This window comes from Brachybacterium avium, assembly GCF_002216795.1.
GTDB lineage: Bacteria > Actinomycetota > Actinomycetes > Actinomycetales > Dermabacteraceae > Brachybacterium > Brachybacterium avium.
In genome coordinates, this window is record NZ_CP022316.1 from 1,270,277 (window position 1) to 1,284,813 (window position 14,537).

Consider the following 14,537-nt stretch of genomic DNA (forward strand, 5'->3'; position numbering starts at 1 on the left):
CCCACCACCGAGGACCCACCATGACTGACTCCACCCTGTCGATGCCGAGCCCGCGCATCGTCGATCCCGCCTCCGCGACCCACACCCGGCGCGGAGAGCTGAAGCCCTTCGACGCGATCCTGTTCTCGTCCTTCGGCGGCCCCGACGGCCAGGACGACGTGATCCCGTTCCTGCGCAATGTCACGCGGGGGCGCGGGATCCCCGACGAACGCCTCGAGGAGGTCGCCGGCCACTACCGCGCCCTCGGCGGTCGCAGCCCCATCACCGCCCAGAACCAGGCGATGATCACCGCGCTGGAGCAGGAGCTCGCCGGCCGCGGCATCGAGCTGCCGATCTACTTCGGCAACCGCAACTGGGCGCCGTACAACGCCGAGGCGGTGCGCGCCCTGCATGCGGACGGTCGACGCCACGCGCTGGGCCTGGTGACCAGCGCCTACTCCTCCTACTCCTCGTGCCGCCAGTACCGGGAGGACTTCGGGATGGTGCTCGAGGAGACCGGCCTGGCCGGCGAGGTCAGCATCGACAAGGTCCGCGTCTACTTCAACCACCCCGGCTTCCTCGAGCCCGTGGTCGACGGCGTGGCCGGCGCCCTGGCGAGCCTCGCCGCGGAGGGCCACGATCCGGAGCGGGTCACGGTGCTGTTCTCCACCCACTCGGTCCCGAACTCGATGGCCGAGGCCTCCGGCCCCGAGGAGACCCGGGTCGAGGGCTCCGGCGGCTGGTACGTGGCCCAGCACCTCGCGGCCTGCCGCTGGGTGATGGAGCAGCTGCACGACGATGCCCCCGAGCTGCCCGACTGGCAGCTGGTCTTCCAGTCCCGCTCCGGCTCACCGCAGACCCCGTGGCTCGAGCCGGACGTGAACGACGTGATCGAGCAGCTCGCGACCGATGAGGCGGCCGACGCGGTGGTCGTGGTCCCGATCGGCTTCGTCACCGATCACGTCGAGGTCGTATGGGACCTGGACACCGAGGCCAAGGAGACCGCCGAGGAGCAGGGGCTCGCCTTCCGCCGCGTCGCGACCTCCGGGGAGGACCCCCGCTTCATCGCGGCCCTCGCCGATCTGGTCCAGGAGCGGTTGGATGCGCAGTTCCCGCGCCGCGTGGTCACCGACTTCGGCGGCACCCCGGACGTGTGCGGGGCGAACTGCTGCGTCGGCCGCCAGTGCCGCCCCACCACCAGCGCCATCGACTCCGAGCAGGACGTCCTGAGCGCTCGCGCGGACGCGACGGGCTCCCCGGCGGCGGCAGGAGCGTCGTCATGACGCCCGCCGACGTCACCGCCACCGGGACCGCCGCCTTCGTCGGCTCCTCCCTGCGGATCGGCACCCGCGCTTCCGACCTCGCCCTGACCCAGTCGGGGCAGGTGGGCGAGGCGCTGGTGGCCGGGACGGACCATCCCGTCGAGCTGGTGCACGTGAGCACCCACGGCGACCGCGACCGCATCAGCCCGCTCGCCCAGATCGGTGGCACCGGCGTGTTCGTCACCGCGGTGCGCCAGGCGCTGCTGGACGGGACGGTCGACGTGGTCGTCCACTCCTGCAAGGACCTCCCCACCGCACCGCTGACGGAGATCACCCTGGCCTGCTACCCGGCCCGGGAGGATCCGCGCGATGCGCTCTGCGCCCGCGACGGGCTCACCCTCGCCGAGCTGCCGGCCGGGGCGAAGGTCGGCACCGGCTCCCCGCGCCGCGCCGCCCAGCTGCTGCGAGCCCGGCCCGATCTCGAGGTGCTGGGGATCCGCGGCAACGTCGAGACCCGCCTGAACCGAGCGCAGGGCCCGGACGCGGACCTCGACGCCGTCGTGCTCGCCGCCTCCGGGCTGCGCCGGGTGGGACGCGAGGCGGCGATCAGCGAGCTGCTGGACGTCTCGGTGATGCTGCCCGCCCCCGCCCAGGGAGCCCTCGCGGTCGAGGCGACCACCGCCGCGCTCGCGGAGCGGCCCTGGTTCGCCCAGCGCCTGGACGCGGTCGACGACCCCGCCACGCGTGCCGCGATCGCCGCGGAACGAGCGCTGCTGGCCACCCTCGAGGCGGGCTGCTCGGCGCCGGTCGCGGCCTTTGCGGAGCTCGAGGCCGATGGCCAGGCGACCGCTGGCGTGCTGCGGCTGCGCGCGCTCGCGATCCGCACCGACGGCAGCCATGCCGTCGAGGGCGAGGCCCGCGTGGCGCTCGACCTCACCGAGGACCGGCTCTCCGGTTCGGGCTCGGTGCCCGCCGAGCTGGGTGAGGAGCTCGCCGCGGATCTGCTCTCCCGGGGCGCCGGCGAGATCCTCGCGGAGGCCCGCGCCTGATGGGTGCGGCGAGCGCTCCGCGCCCCGTGCTGGTCACCCGACCGGCCGGGCGCGGAGCGACGCTGCTCGAGCTGCTGCACACAGCCGGGATCCAGGCGGAGCATCACCCGCTGATCCGGCTCGTGCCCGGAGCCGACGCGGAGCTCGCTGCGGCCCGGGCGCTGCTCGCCGCGGGCGACTGCACCCACCTCGTGGTCACCTCCCGCACCGTCGCCGAACTGCTGGCCCCGGTGGAGGTCGCACCGACGGTCGAGATCGTCGCCGTCGGGGAGGGCACCGCAGAGGCGCTCCGCACCATCGGGCTCACCCCCGATCTGGTCGCCGCGGGCTCCGGCGCGGACCTCGTCGCTCAGATGCCCGCGGCGGCCGACGCGGCCTCGGTGCTGTTCCCGGCCTCCTCCGCCGCGGCCCGCACCGTGCCCGAAGGGCTGCGGGCCAAGGGATACCTGGTCCGCGAGCTCACGGCCTACCGGCCCGAGCCGTTGGATCCGCCCGACGACGTCCGGGCGGGCCTCGCCGCCGGACACTACGGCGCTCTGGTCCTCACCAGCCCGATGATCGCGCGCCGCGCCGCCGCCCTGGGCGTCCATCCCTCGACCCCGATCGTCAGCATCGGGGCACCCACCTCGCGAGCCGCGAAGGCTGCCGGGCTGACCGTCTCCCGGCAGGCGGCCGAGACGACCGATGCGGCCCTGCTCACCGCGGTGCAGGAGGTGCTGACACCGGCACCCCCCACCCCCCACCTCTTCCACCCCCACTCCCCCTCTCCGAAGGAGTCCTGATGACCCTCCCCGCACAGCCCGGCCCGAGCCTCCCGGGCCCGCTGGACCGGCCCCGCCGCCTGCGCACCAGCAGCGCGATGCGCTCCCTGGTGCGCGAGCACTCCCTGCGGCCTGCCGACCTGGTGCTGCCGATGTTCGTGCGTGAGGGTGCGCAGGAGAACCGCCCCATCAGCTCGATGCCCGGCGTCGAGCAGCACACGATGGACTCCCTGGTCCGGGCCGCGACCGAGGCCGTCCAGCGGGGCGTGGGCGGGGTGATGCTGTTCGGGGTCCCCGAGCACAAGGACGCCGCCGGCTCGGGTGCCAGCGATCCCGACGGGATCCTGAACCAGGCGCTGGCCCGGCTGCGCCGCGAGCTGGGCGATGCGACCGTGATCATGGCCGATCTGTGCTTGGACGAGTTCACCGACCACGGCCACTGCGGGGTGCTCGACGCCGCGGGCCGGGTCGACAACGACGCCACCCTGGTGCGCTACCGGGAGATGGCGCTGGCCCAGGCCGAGGCGGGTGCCCATCTGCTGGGTCCCTCGGGATGATGGACGGCCAGATCGCCGCGGTCCGCGAGGCGCTGGACGGCGCCGGGCATCTGGACACCGGGATCTTCGCCTACACCGCGAAGTACGCCTCCGCCTTCTTCGGTCCGTTCCGCGAGGCGGTCGGCTCCTCGCTGCAGGGCGATCGTCGCAGCTACCAGCAGGATCCGGCGAACGGCCGCGAGGCCCTGCGCGAGCTGGCGCTGGACCTCGCCGAGGGCGCCGACATGGTGATGGTCAAGCCCGGCCTGCCCTACCTGGACGTGCTGCGCGAGGTCGCCGAGGCTTCCCCGGTCCCCGTCGGCGCCTATCAGGTCTCCGGCGAGTACGCGATGATCGAGGCGGCCGCGCAGAACGGCTGGCTCGACCGCGACCGCACCGTGCTGGAGTCCCTGCTGGCCTTCCGCCGCGCCGGCGCATCCACGGTGCTGACCTATCACGCGAGCGAGGTCGCCGGCTGGTACCGCGACGGCCTGCCCGCCCACCTGCACGAATTCCTCTGAACCCGCTCCCTCCCGACGACCTCCAGGAGACTTCTTCGATGACCGGCACGATCTCTTCCACCGACCTCTTCTCCCGCGCCCAGCAGGTGATCCCTTCGGGCGTGAACTCGCCGGTGCGGGCCTTCGGCTCGGTGGGCGGCACCCCGCCGTTCCTCACCTCGGCGAAGGGCGCCCTGCTGCACGACGCCGACGGCAACGAGTACGTGGACCTGGTCGGCTCCTGGGGCCCGATGATCCTCGGCCACGCGCACGACGCGGTGGTCGAGGCGGTGCGGGAGGCGGCCGGTCGCGGACTGTCCTTCGGCGCCCCGCAGCCGGGCGAGGTCTCCCTCGCCGAGGAGGTCGTGCACCGCATCCGCCCCGTCGAGCAGCTGCGCCTGGTCAACTCCGGCACCGAGGCGACGATGAGCGCGCTGCGCGTGGCCCGCGCGGCGACCGGCCGGGACGTGATCGTGAAGTTCGCCGGCTGCTACCACGGGCATGTGGACGCGCTGCTGGCCGAGGCCGGCAGCGGGGTCGCGACCTTCGCGATGCCGGGCTCCGCGGGTGTGACCGCCGCGACCGCCCGGGACACCGTGGTGCTGCCCTACGGGGACCGGGCGGCGGTGCAGGCGCTGTTCGCCGAGCGCGGCTCCGAGATCGCCGCGATCATCACCGAGGCCGCGCCCGCGAACATGGGCGTGGTCACGCCCCCGGAGCAGGACGGGATCGGCTTCAACCGCTTCCTGTCCGAGACCGCGCATGCCGCGGGCGCCCTGCTGATCAGCGACGAGGTGCTCACCGGGTTCCGGGCCAGCGCCGAGGGCTACTACGGGATCGACGGTCCCGGCGCAGCCGGCGTCACCGGCGCCGACTGGGCCCCGGACCTGATGACCTTCGGCAAAGTGATCGGCGGGGGTCTGCCGGTGGGTGCCTTCGGCGGCCGCGAGGACCTGATGGGGCTGCTCGCCCCGGCCGGACCCGTCTACCAGGCCGGCACGCTGTCCGGGAACCCGCTCGCGACGGCGGCGGGCCTGGCCACCCTCGCGGGCCTGGACGCGGCGGCGTACGAGATCCTCGGCAGCGCCTCCCGCACCCTCCAGCAGCTGGTGGCCGACGCGCTCACCACGGCCGGGGTGCCGCATACGATCCAGCGGGCCGGCACCCTGTTCTCGGTGTTCTTCCGTGAGGAGCCCGTGCTCGGCTACCAGGACGCGAAGGCACAGGACACGGAGGCGTTCACCCGCTTCTTCCACGCGATGCTCGAGGGCGGGGTCTACCTGCCGCCCTCAGCCTTCGAAGCCTGGTTCGTCTCGACCGCCCACACCCCGGAGGTCCTGGACCGGATCGCGTCGGTGCTGCCCGCCGCGGCCGCGGCCGCGGCGCGGGGATGACCCGGTTCGGGGGAGATCAGGCGGGAGTATCGGGTGATCGGGTCGAGGGCGGCCGACGCCTCCTCCGGTGGACGGGTCTCCTGCGCGACGGAGCCGCGGGGATCACGGGCCGAGGCGGTGCCTGGGGCCGGATGAGGGCTCGCGGGCGGGTGAGGCGCCGGGTGCCGGCGCGGCTGGTCCATTCCACGATGTGACCGTCCGCGCCGGTGCTCTCCACGCGCCGGACGCTGCGGGTCTGCTGCTCCTTGCCGTTGCAGTGGGCGCAGAGCCCCTGTCCGTTGTCGAGGCAGGTATGACCCCCGGAGGCGTGGGGCCGGATGTGGTCGATCTGCCGGATCGGCGCGTCGCAGTGGGGCCCGCGACATACCTGGTCCCGCCAGCGGATGAATTTCGCCAGCGCTGCCGGGAAGGCCCGGGCGCGGGACTCGACCGCGACCAGCTCACCGGTGCGCGGATGGGTGAAGAGGCGTCTCAGCACGGCGCCCAGCGCAGGACCGTCGGGGCCCATCGCGTTCTCGTCCTGCTGGGCGAGCGCCGCTCCGCACGGACCGCGCAGCTCTTCGCGCAGCACCTCCGCCGGGGCGGTGCCGTAGCCCTCGATCTGGGCGAGATCTCCTGTCCCGGGGTGCAGGAGCGCGCGGTCGGTGATCATGACGCCGATGTCGAGGGTGGTCGGCACCATCGCCTCCTCCTGGCCGAGCAGGGTGTCGACGAAGGTGTCGGCCTGGATCGCCTGGTGGCCGCGGCGATCTCCAGCGGCGCGCAGACGCTCGGCCTCGAGGGAGAGCCGTTTGCGGATCTTCGCCCCGTCCAGCGCGGAGACCCGGGCGGAGATGGTGGCCATACCGTGCTCGGCGCGCCGCAGGGTGACGTGACGCTCCTGCATCGCCCGCCGGTGGCGGCGTCCCTGGCCGGCGGGGTCGGCCGCCGCGATCGCCGCGGCGGTGGCACCGTTCCAGGTCTCCGAGCCGGCGCCGTCGAGATCGGGCAGCCGCTCGCAGAGATACCGATCCGCCGCGGTGCGCTGGGCCGGTGACAGCGGGGCGAAGGAGCGGGCTGTCCTGTGGGCGACCGTGCTGGTGATCTGGGCCGTGGCGAGAGCGGTGAGCATCTCGGGCATATCCGCGACCAATCGGCGCTGGGACGCCAGGGAATGGCTGGCCGAGGCCGGGGACTTCCTGGTCAGCATCGAGACCTCCCGCGCCGCCTCGTTCGCCGCCTCGCGCAAGAGCTTCTTCGGGGGTGGGGCCTGGTCGCTCTCGTGCGCGGTGTGGGCCCGTGCTTCCGCCTGCCTCTCGCGGATGAGCGACTCGGCGAGGGCGACGACGGCGCGCGCTTCGAGCGCATCCATCGCGCTGCGCAGCTCGTGGATCATGCCGACCACGTTCGTGTACGCGCCGCCGAGCGCCTCATCGGGGACGAACAGCTCTCGGGGTCGCAGGGCGAGCTCCCGCAGCATGAAGCCCTGATCTCCCAGCGCTGCGGCGAGCGCCGCGACACCACCGGCGTGCACGGCATCGACGAGCGCCTGGTGGGGATCACCAGGTGCTGCACCGTTCTCTCGCACGCTTTCGAACATGACTCCATGATTCCCCTTGCCCCTGACAGATGAAAGGCCCCGAGCGAAATGTGGATAACTTTCGCTGTGGAGGAGAAGTAGAGAGCGAGACAAACATAGAGCCAGACATCACCCCAGAACAGCGGCACCTCGGGTGCGACCAGGACAAAATCCTGAAAATGTCTGACACCTCTTCTGTAGGCGACTTCGCAAGCCCGTCGTCGAGAATGTGGATGAATGCCGACTGTGGAGGAACGGTCCACAGCCCAGCCTGCGCCTCACCCTGCGCCGCCCGGGGCTCCAACCTCTCCTCGAGGCACCACCCCCGCGTACCGACGTGACCCCCGGGGACGCTGCACGACGCTCTGCGTCGGCCGATGACGGACGGCTCGACAGCACCGCTCCCCTGCCCCAGGCTGGTCCTCGTCGGCCCCGCCGGAACCGCGCTTCGTAGCTCAGCCCGGCAGAGCAGCTCCCCCATAAGGAGTGGGTCGCAGGTTCGAATCCTGCCGAAGCGTCCGCCGTCCCCCGCACCCCGTAGGCTCGACCAGCCCCATCTGACCCACTCTCCGAGGAGCCCCGTGCGCCGGTCGACCGCCACCAAGAAGCCCGTGCTGAGCCGTCTGGTCCTTCCGGGTCTCGAGCCCGCAGCGGCCGACGACCTCGCTGCGCATGAGCACCATGAGGGGCTCTCCCTCGAGGGCGCCGACCTCAGCGGCTGCGACCTCTCCGGTGCGACGTTCACCGAGTGCGAGCTGCTCGGGGTCACCGCCCACGCCACGATCCTGCAGCACGCCCGGCTCATCGAGACCCGGATCGAGCGGCTGAATGCCCCTGTCTTGGATGCGACCCGGTCCACCTGGCGCGACGTGGAGCTGAGCGGTTCCCGGATCGGGGCGCTGGACATCTTCGACGCCGGGATGCGCTCAACTCGGATCACCGGGAGCAAGTTCGACTGGATCAACCTGCGCTCCAGCACCCTCGAGGACGTGCTCTTCGAGGACTGCACGATCGAGGAACTGGATCTCGCGGGGGTCACCGCCACCCGGGTCGCTTTCGTGAACTGCCGCGCCGGCAGCCTCGCACTCGCCCACGCCACGCTGAAAGACGTGGATCTGCGGGGCCTGGAAATCGGGGCGATCAGCAACCTCGAGGGCATGGCCGGCGCCACGCTCAATACGCAGCAGGTCACGACGCTCGCACCGGTCTTCGCAGGCCATCTGGGGATCCGCGTCGAGGGTTGAGAGCGGGTGCCCGGACAGCAGAACGTGGGCCGGAGGAGCTCCGACCCGCGCCTGAGGAGTGATCGTACGCTCAGCCGCGTCCGCTGAGGCGCTGCTTCCTGGCGCTGATCTCTCCGGTGTTGAACCCGGCCAGGTGCAGGCCGCCGTGGAAGCGGGCGTGCTCGATCTTCACGCAGCGGTCCATCACCACCTCCAGCCCCGCACTCTCAGCGATCGCCGCCGCCTCCTCGTTCCAGGAGCCCAGCTGCAGCCACAGCGACTTCGCGCCCACCGCCACCGACTCCTGCGCAACGCCCGGCAGGTCGGCGTCCCTGCGGAACACGTCCACCAGGTCCGGCACCACGGGCAGCTCGGCGAGCGAGCCGTAGGCCGGGCGGCCCAGGATCGTCGTGGCCCGAGGGTTCACGAAGAACACCTCGTAGGGGGAGCTGGAGAGCAGGTAGGTCGCCACGAAGTAGCTGGCCCGCGCGGGATTCGCGGAGGCGCCGACGATCGCGATGCTCTTCGCGCGGCGCAGGATCGCGAGCCGGTCCGGGGCCGATGGGCCCTGCCAGGTGCGCGGGATCGTCTGCTCGCTCATCGTGCCTCCCCCGTCGCTGCGGTGATCGCCTGGTCCAGGTCCCACAGGATGTCCTCGATGTCCTCCAGGCCCACCGAGATCCTGACCAGATCCGCCCGCACGCCGCCCGCGGCGAGCTGCTCCGGGGAGAGCTGGCGGTGAGTGGTCGAGGCGGGGTGGATGACGAGCGTGCGCGCATCGCCGATGTTCGCCAGATGCGAGGCGAGCTGCAGGTTCGCGATCACCTGCTCGCCGGTCGCGCGGGCCGCTGTGGCCTCCTCCTCGGGCGAGTCGAACTGCCCCGTCGGCCGCACTCCGAAGGCGAAGACGGAGCCGGGACCCAGCGGCAGGTACTTCTGCGCCCGGGCGTGATGGGGATGGGATTCGAGCCCGGCCCAGGTCACGTAGGAGATCCGGGGATCTGCCTCGAGCCAGCGCGCCACGGCCTCCGTCCCGGCGAGATGGGCGTCGATGCGCTGCGGGAGCGTCTCCACGCCCTGGAGGAGCTGGAATGCGGACTGCGCCGGCAGGGACGGGCCGATGTCGCGCAGCTGCTCCGAGCGCAGCTTGGTGAGGAAGCCGTACTCACCGAAGTTGTCCCACCAGCGGATCCCGCCGTAGGAGTCCACCGGCTCGGTCATGGTGGGGAAGTTCCCGTTGCCCCAGTCGAAGCGGCCGGATTCGACGACCACCCCGCCGAGGGTGGTGCCGTGCCCGCCCAGGAACTTGGTGGCCGAGTGGATGACGATGTCCGCGCCGTGTTCGAGCGGGCGCACCAGGTAGGGGGTGGCGAGGGTCGCGTCGACCACCAGCGGCACGCCGTGCTCATGGGCGAGGGCGGCGAGCCCCTCGAGATCGGCGATCTCGCCGGAGGGGTTGCCGATGACCTCGACATAGAGGGCCTTGGTCTCCGGGCGGAACGCGGCGCGGTACTCCTCCGGGTCGGAGGAGGGCACGAAGGTGGTCTCCACCCCGAAGCGGCGCAGGGTGACGTCGAGCTGGGTGATGGTGCCGCCGTACAGCTGCGCGGAGGCGACGAGGTGGTCCCCCGCCCCGGCGAGCGCGGCGAAGGTGAGGAACTCCGCGCTCATCCCGGACGCGGTCGCGACCGCGCCGATCCCGCCCTCGAGCGAGGCGATCCGCTCCTCGAAGGCGGCGACGGTGGGGTTGCCGATCCGGGAGTAGATGTTCCCGTACTTCTGCAGTGCGAAGAGGTTCGCGGCGTCGGCCGCATCGTCGAAGACGAACGAGGTGGTCTGGTAGATCGGGACCGCGCGGGCACCGTGCTGGGCGTCCGGGGTGCCGCCGGCGTGCAGGGCGCGGGTGCGGAACCCGAAGCTCCGCTCCGGGCTGGACGCGGGCGCCGGGGCGGCCGACGGGGCCTGCTGGGTCTGCTGGGCCTGCTGGGTCTGGGCAGTCATACGGCGGCTCCCTGCTTGGCCGGGTGATCGTCCGGGAGGGTGGAGAAGGCGGCCTGCGCGGCGTCCTCGGCGGAGACTCCGGGAACGACGGGCAGCAGGTCGGTGTTCAGCTCGGTGCCGCGGGCGCGGGCGAGGTCAGCTTCCTTCTCCCGCAGGATCGGCAGCACGTCCCGGCCGAAGGCGGCGACCTCCTCGGTGAAGTGGAGGTAGCAGGTCAGCATGAGATTCACGCCCACCTTCTTGAACTCGATGATGCGGTCGGCGATCTCCTCGGGGGTGCCGATGAGGCGGGTCTTGAAGCCGTCGTTGTACTGCACGAGGTCCTCGAAGGAGGAGCCGGCCCACATGCCCTTGCCGTCCTTGGTGGAGGCGCCGGCCTCCTGCACGGATCGGCGGAAGCCCTCGACGGCGGGGCGGTGGGCCTTGGCGACGATCTCGCGCAGGGTCTCCTCCGCCTCCTGCCGGGATTCGCGGGCGATGACGAAGCCGTTCAGCCCGAACTTGGGGCACGACCCGCTGCGGCGGCGGAGGCGAGCACCCCGGCGACGTTCTCCTCATAGCCCTCCAGGGTGCGGCCGTTGGAGAAGTACCAGTCGGCGACGCGGCCCGCGGCGGACTGCGCGGCGGTGGAGTTGCCGCCGAAGAAGATCTCCGGATGGGGGCGGCCGGGTACGTCCACCGGCTTCGGGTTCAGGGTGAAGTCGTCGATCACGTAGTGGTCCCCGAACTGCGAGAACCCGTTCTCGGTGAGCAGCCCGCGCAGGGCGGAGATGAACTCCTCGGTGCGCACGTAGCGCTCATCGTGCTCGAGCCAGGGCAGGCCGAACTTCACGAACTCGTCCTTCAGCCAGCCGGAGACGATGTTCACCGCGGCGCGACCGCCGGAGAGATGATCGGCGGTGATCAGCCATTTGGCGAGCACGCCGGGATGCCACATGCCGGGGTGGAAGGCCGCGATGACCTTGAGCCGCTCGGTGGCGCCGAGCAGGGCGAGGGAGAAGGCGGAGGCCTCGTGCTGCTTGTCCGCGCCGTAGCTGGCGGCGTAGCGGGTCTGGGTCAGGGCGTAGTCGAAGCCGGACGCCTCGGCGACCTGGGCCAGGCGCGAGTTGTAGGGCAGCTGCCAGTCGGTGCGCTGCTCGATGGTGGAGACGACGAGGCCGCCGGAGACGTTCGGCACCCAGTACGCGAACTTCAGCGGCGTCTCGAAAGTCGAGGCGGGGACGGTGATGGGCATGGGTCCTCCTGGGGCGGGTGGTGGGTCAGGGCCAGCTGGGCGGTGGGTCAGGGATGGATGGGCGGTGGGCGCGAGGGTCAGGCCCACCTCTTCAGCAGCTTCTTCTCGGCGAGGCCGAGCAGGGCATTGGTGAGGCTGCCCAGCAGGGCCAGCAGCACGATCGCCAGCAGGATCCGGTCCACGCGGCCGGTCTGCTGGGAGTCGTTGAGGATGAAGCCGAGGCCCATCGAGGAGGCGATCAGCTCGGCGGCGACCAGGAACAGCCAGGCCTGGGCCAGTGCCAGGCGCAGCCCGGAGACGACCGAAGGGATCACCGCGGGCAGCTGGACGGTGCGCAGCAGGGACCAGCCGCGCCGGCCGAAGCAGCGGCCCGCCTCCACCAGGTGCGGGTCGATGTGGCGCAGCGCGGCGGCGACGGTGGTGAACACGGGGAAGAAAGCGCCGATGGCGATCAGGGTGATCTTGGATTCCTCGCCGATCTGCAGCCAGAGGATCAGCAGCGGCACCCAGGCCAGCGAAGGCACGGCGCGCAGGGCGGCCAGGGTGGGGTTCAGCAGCGCCTCCCCCGCGCGGGACAGTCCCACGATCGCGGCGACGGCGAGGCCCACGAGGGAGCCGGCCGCGAAGCCCAGCAGCACGCGCTGCACGGAGATCGCGATGTGCACCGCCAGCTCGCCGCGCTCGATCAGTTCGATGCCGGCCTGGACCACGGCCAGCGGGCCGGGCAGGCGATAGGCGGGGACGAGGCCGGTGGCCGTGGCGAGCTGCCAGGCGATGAGGATCAGCGCCGGGAGCAGGGCGCCGGCGGCCAGGCGCACGGCGGTGCGGTCCCACAGCGCTGGGCGACTGCTGGCAGCGGCGGCCGACGGGGCGCCTGCGGCGCGCTCGGGGGCGGCGGGCCCGGGCGCTGCGGCGACCTGCGCGCTCACTGCTCCTCCACCGCGGTGAGGGCGAAGGCGTCGTGGAGGAGCGAGCCGCGGGCCTTCTCCAGCGCCTCCGCGCCGCCGAGCACGTCCCCGGACTCCGCCAGCATGGGGGAGATCGCCTCGAGCACCGCGAGCTGGTCCTCGCCGGGGATGCCGGAGACATCGAGGTTCGAGCGCTCGGTGATCACGGCGGTGGCGACCTCCAGATCGATGCTCGCCGCATCGGCCAGCAGCTGCGCTGTCCCCTCGAGGTTCTCCAGCGCCCAGCTGCGGGCCTGCTCATAGGCGTCGACCACCACCTGGGCGACATCGGCGTGGTGCTCGATGAAGTCCTCGGTGGCGTTGAGGACGCCGTAGGTGTTGAAGTCGACGTTGCGGTAGACCAGCTGCACTGCGGACTCGACCTCGGCGGCGGCCATGATCGGGTCCAGCCCCGACCAGGCCTCGACGCTGCCGCCCTCGAGGGCGGAGTAGCCGTCGGCGTGCTGAAGGGGCTGCAGCTCGATGTCGTCGATGCCGAGATCCGCCTCGGCGAGGGTCTGGACCAGGAAGAAGTAGGGGTCGGTGCCGGGGGTGGCGGCGACCGGGCGGCCGGCGAGGTCCGCGGGGCCGGTGATGTCGCTGTCGGCCCCGACCACCAGGGCGGACCATTCGGGCTGGGAGTAGATGTCGATGATCTTGATCGGGGAGCCGTTGGCGCGGGCCAGCAGCGCGGCCGATCCGGCGGTGGAGGCGATGTCAGCGGAGCCGGAGCGCAGGAACTCGTTGGCCTTGTTCGACCCGGCCGACTGCACCCACGTCACGGTCACGGAGTCTCCGAGCGCGTTCTCGATGAGCTGCTGCTCGCGCACGACCAGGCTGAGCGGGTTGTAGGTGGCCCAGTCGACCGTGAGCGCGCCGGTGCTCCACTGCCCGGCACCGCCTGTTGCTGCCGTGTTCTCCGAGCCCTCTCCGGGCACACAGGCGGCCAGTCCCATCCCGGCCGCGGCCGTCAGTCCGAGGGTGGTGGCGGTGCGGCGGCTGAGGCGGTGGGTCATGAGAGGTTCTCCGAGGTGAGGTCTGCGATGCGGGAGGCGGAAGGGGCGGTCTGGTGGGCATGCACGCCGAGGCCCTGGAGGAGCTCGACGCGCAGTGCTGCGAGGGCATGATCGGCGCGGTCGCGGGGCCGGGCGCCGGGCACCTCGACGGTGCGGGCGAGCGATCCGGAGTGCGGGTGCTGGCGGAGGGAGCGCAGCAGCAGCACCCGGTCCGCGAGATACAGCGCCTCCTCCACGTCGTGGGTGACGACCAGGACGGTGGTGGGCTCGGCGGCATGGACCTCCAGCAGCAGGTCCTGCATGCGCAGGCGGGTCAGGGCGTCGAGCGCCCCGAAGGGCTCGTCCAGCAGCAGCACCTCGGGGCCGCGGGCCAGCGCCCGGGCGAGCGAGGCGCGCTGGGCCATGCCGCCGGACACCTCGCGGGGCCGCAGCGCAGCGGCGTGCTCGAGACCGACCAGCGCCAGCAGCTCCTGCACCCGCTGACGGCCCTCGCGTCGGCCGAGGCCGCGGGGCAGGCCGAAGGCGACGTTCTGGGCCAGGGTGCGCCAGGGCAGCAGGCGCGGCTCCTGGAAGGCGACCGCGGTGCGCGGATCGGTGCCGCGCAGCGCGGTGCCGCCCAGACGGATCACCCCGGCGCTGGGCCGGTCCAGCCCCGCGATCAGGCGCAGCAGGGTCGATTTCCCGCAGCCCGAGGGGCCGACGACGGCGACGATCTCGCCGGAGCCGAGCTCGATATCGAGATCCCGCAGCACCTCGTGGCGGCCCTGCGGCGTCTCGAAGGAACGGGCGATGGCGTCCAGCCGCACCCCGTTCGGGCGCCCCCGGGCGGGAGACGGGTCGACGTCGGCCGGCCTCCCGGGGGCAGGGCGCAGAACGGGTGCAGTGGCGGTGCTGGTCATGCCGACGATGATGAGGGCGCGTGTCGCGAAGGGGCCAGCACGCTGTCATAAGCCGTCATAGTCATGGCCAGTAGAGAGCCTCATGCCCGCAGGGGTGTCGCCTAGGATGTGCCAGACGTCACCATCGATGGTGCGCCGGATCGACGAGGCCATCGACAGGGCGTGCTCCGGGAATCCG

At 72.3% G+C, this 14,537-nt stretch carries 11 protein-coding genes, 1 tRNA gene and 2 pseudogenes; 7 read left to right on the forward strand and 7 right to left on the reverse strand.

What is annotated here, in order from left to right; all coding sequences use genetic code 11:
- The first annotated feature begins 20 nt into the window (after positions 1 to 20).
- From CFK39_RS05815 to hemL, 5 genes and pseudogenes are all read left to right on the forward strand, one after another.
- Positions 21 to 1,262: a ferrochelatase gene (locus CFK39_RS05815; protein WP_157697080.1), complete on the forward strand. Its 1,242-nt coding sequence runs from the start codon at positions 21 to 23 to the stop codon at positions 1,260 to 1,262.
- Positions 1,259 to 2,290, forward strand: coding sequence for a hydroxymethylbilane synthase (gene hemC / locus CFK39_RS05820; RefSeq protein WP_089064670.1), 1,032 nt, complete (start codon positions 1,259 to 1,261; stop codon positions 2,288 to 2,290). The genes CFK39_RS05815 and hemC overlap by 4 nt, the downstream gene beginning before the upstream one ends.
- The gene (locus CFK39_RS05825) at positions 2,290 to 3,072 is read left to right on the forward strand and encodes a uroporphyrinogen-III synthase (protein ID WP_089064671.1); all 783 of its coding nucleotides are present in this window, start codon (positions 2,290 to 2,292) and stop codon (positions 3,070 to 3,072) included. Before hemC ends, CFK39_RS05825 begins: the two co-directional genes overlap by 1 nt.
- Positions 3,072 to 4,108 (forward strand): annotated as a pseudogene (hemB, locus tag CFK39_RS05830) (porphobilinogen synthase). The gene CFK39_RS05825 and the pseudogene hemB overlap by 1 nt, the downstream one beginning before the upstream one ends.
- 38 nt (positions 4,109 to 4,146) lie before the next feature.
- On the forward strand, positions 4,147 to 5,481 hold the full coding sequence (hemL, locus tag CFK39_RS05835) for a glutamate-1-semialdehyde 2,1-aminomutase (RefSeq protein WP_089064672.1): 1,335 nt from the start codon (positions 4,147 to 4,149) through the stop codon (positions 5,479 to 5,481).
- 16 nt (positions 5,482 to 5,497) lie between these two features.
- Here the strand turns inward: hemL and CFK39_RS05840 are convergent, their stop codons facing one another.
- Positions 5,498 to 7,060 carry an HNH endonuclease signature motif containing protein gene (locus tag CFK39_RS05840; protein ID WP_172805644.1) on the reverse strand — a complete coding sequence of 521 codons (1,563 nt, stop codon included), beginning with the start codon at positions 7,058 to 7,060 and terminating at the stop codon, positions 5,498 to 5,500.
- A 423-nt stretch (positions 7,061 to 7,483) separates the two neighbouring features.
- Here CFK39_RS05840 and CFK39_RS05845 point away from each other — a divergent pair.
- Together CFK39_RS05845 and CFK39_RS05850 are read left to right on the forward strand one after the other, a co-directional pair.
- Positions 7,484 to 7,557 (forward strand) — tRNA-Met (locus tag CFK39_RS05845).
- A gap of 63 nt (positions 7,558 to 7,620) precedes the next feature.
- Positions 7,621 to 8,283: a pentapeptide repeat-containing protein gene (locus CFK39_RS05850; RefSeq protein WP_089064673.1), complete on the forward strand. Its 663-nt coding sequence runs from the start codon at positions 7,621 to 7,623 to the stop codon at positions 8,281 to 8,283.
- 70 nt (positions 8,284 to 8,353) lie between these two features.
- On the opposite strand, the gene CFK39_RS05855 is transcribed toward CFK39_RS05850, so the two are convergent.
- The 6 genes and pseudogenes from CFK39_RS05855 to CFK39_RS05880 form a co-directional block, all read right to left on the reverse strand.
- Positions 8,354 to 8,863 carry a CoA-binding protein gene (locus tag CFK39_RS05855; RefSeq protein ID WP_089064674.1) on the reverse strand — a complete coding sequence of 170 codons (510 nt, stop codon included), beginning with the start codon at positions 8,861 to 8,863 and terminating at the stop codon, positions 8,354 to 8,356.
- Positions 8,860 to 10,263 carry an O-acetylhomoserine aminocarboxypropyltransferase/cysteine synthase family protein gene (locus CFK39_RS05860; protein WP_089064675.1) on the reverse strand — a complete coding sequence of 468 codons (1,404 nt, stop codon included), beginning with the start codon at positions 10,261 to 10,263 and terminating at the stop codon, positions 8,860 to 8,862. The genes CFK39_RS05855 and CFK39_RS05860 overlap by 4 nt, the downstream gene beginning before the upstream one ends.
- A pseudogene (gene sfnG / locus CFK39_RS05865) lies at positions 10,260 to 11,497 on the reverse strand (dimethylsulfone monooxygenase SfnG). Before sfnG ends, CFK39_RS05860 begins: the two are co-directional and overlap by 4 nt.
- Before the next feature lie 77 nt (positions 11,498 to 11,574).
- Positions 11,575 to 12,426, reverse strand: a complete 852-nt coding sequence (locus tag CFK39_RS05870; RefSeq protein ID WP_089064676.1) for an ABC transporter permease — start codon at positions 12,424 to 12,426, stop codon at positions 11,575 to 11,577.
- A complete protein-coding gene (locus CFK39_RS05875) occupies positions 12,423 to 13,460 on the reverse strand; it encodes an ABC transporter substrate-binding protein (protein WP_089064677.1) in 1,038 nt (345 codons plus the stop codon). The genes CFK39_RS05870 and CFK39_RS05875 overlap by 4 nt, the downstream gene beginning before the upstream one ends.
- Entirely contained in the window at positions 13,457 to 14,359 is a 903-nt protein-coding gene (locus tag CFK39_RS05880) for an ABC transporter ATP-binding protein (RefSeq protein WP_089064678.1), read from the reverse strand. Before CFK39_RS05880 ends, CFK39_RS05875 begins: the two co-directional genes overlap by 4 nt.
- Positions 14,360 to 14,537: the final 178 nt, after the last annotated feature.